Origin of the sequence: Photorhabdus sp. RM323S, assembly GCF_042879375.1 — a bacterium.
GTDB classification, from domain to species: Bacteria; Pseudomonadota; Gammaproteobacteria; order Enterobacterales; family Enterobacteriaceae; genus Photorhabdus; species Photorhabdus tasmaniensis.
This window is the reverse complement of the sequence record NZ_JBHFKZ010000157.1, coordinates 1-1001: the sequence shown is the minus strand read 5'-3', so window position 1 is coordinate 1001 and position 1001 is coordinate 1. Positions and strand designations below refer to the sequence as shown.

At 57.3% G+C, this 1001-nt stretch carries 1 protein-coding gene and 1 pseudogene; both read right to left on the bottom strand.

All coding sequences use genetic code 11. The annotated features are described in order from the left end of the window. Positions 1–114: 114 nt before the first annotated feature. Positions 115–564, bottom strand: a complete 450-nt coding sequence (locus tag ACGF7G_RS22405; RefSeq protein ID WP_387468481.1) for a DcrB-related protein — start codon at positions 562–564, stop codon at positions 115–117. A gap of 43 nt (positions 565–607) precedes the next feature. Further along, a pseudogene (locus ACGF7G_RS22400) lies at positions 608–1001 on the bottom strand (type VI secretion system tip protein VgrG); the annotation flags it as partial.

Here is a 1001-nt window from a genome sequence, read left to right as displayed (position 1 = left end):
GTTTGTGGCGGGCCGTTGTCCTGCCTGCCTGCGCCGGTGTGGCGGGTGCGTTGCGCGGCCCCGGCCCCGAACCAGGCCATCATCAATAAACTCATGGTGATTGACTCCCGGCGGTTATTCACTGTCCTGAGGACGCGGCTGAAAGGAGGTCATCATGGCGCTTATCTGTTCACGCTGGACCGGCGTCATGGCACCCGAGCAGGTGCCGGTCAGGATTAAAATCTGTTCCGGCAGATGCAGCAGCATCATCAGCTGATGGAGCGGGCCCTGTGGCGAAGACCAGGTGAACTCTGCGGTGACGGTGGTCATGCCGTTCAGCTCGCCGGTTTCCTGAGCGAGGACCTGATAGTTTTTCAGCTGCTGGCTGAGTGCGTGGATTTCCCGTTCGGCAAACTGGGTAAAATCGAGTCCCCAGGGCAGGGTATCGCGGGACAGGGTGAAACTGCTGCCATTGTGGTCATCGGGGCTGCTGAGCACTAAGATGCTGGCATCCTGCCAGCCGTGAGGCATCTTCACTGTGCCGGCATTGAAGTGAAACGGGATGAAGCGGGTTTCCTGGGTCATGGTCGGGTCCTGATAATCATTTTAAGCTGTTTTTGGGATGGGTTTACTTGTTCATATTGATGTTGCCGCCCAGCATGATGACGCCGCTGGCGTTGATTTCAATGCTGTTGGCCTCTCCGCCGAAGGTGAGTTTGATGCTCTCCGGGGTCATCACGATTTTTCCTGCGCCGACGTTCAGCATGATAGTGTCACTGGCTTCATACAGCTGAGTCCCGTCGCCCGCTTTCCCGGCGCGGGTCCTGACCTGGACCTGATTGGCATCGGTGCTGCGCAGCTGGCAGATGGTTTCCATCAGGCTACCCTGTTCAATGGTTGTTTTTTCATCACCGGTTTTCACGGCAACCTGCCGGTTGCCGGTTTCCACGACCAGGGTCTGGTCATGTTTCACCACGGTGGTCATGTTCTTCTGGGCATGCAAAGCCAGTTCTTCACTGCCT

Bases quoted from the DNA above. Each gene is read 5' to 3' on its own strand.
- ACGF7G_RS22405 (WP_387468481.1), bottom strand. From the start codon at position 564: ATGACCCAGGAAACCCGCTTCATCCCGTTTCACTTCAATGCCGGCACA.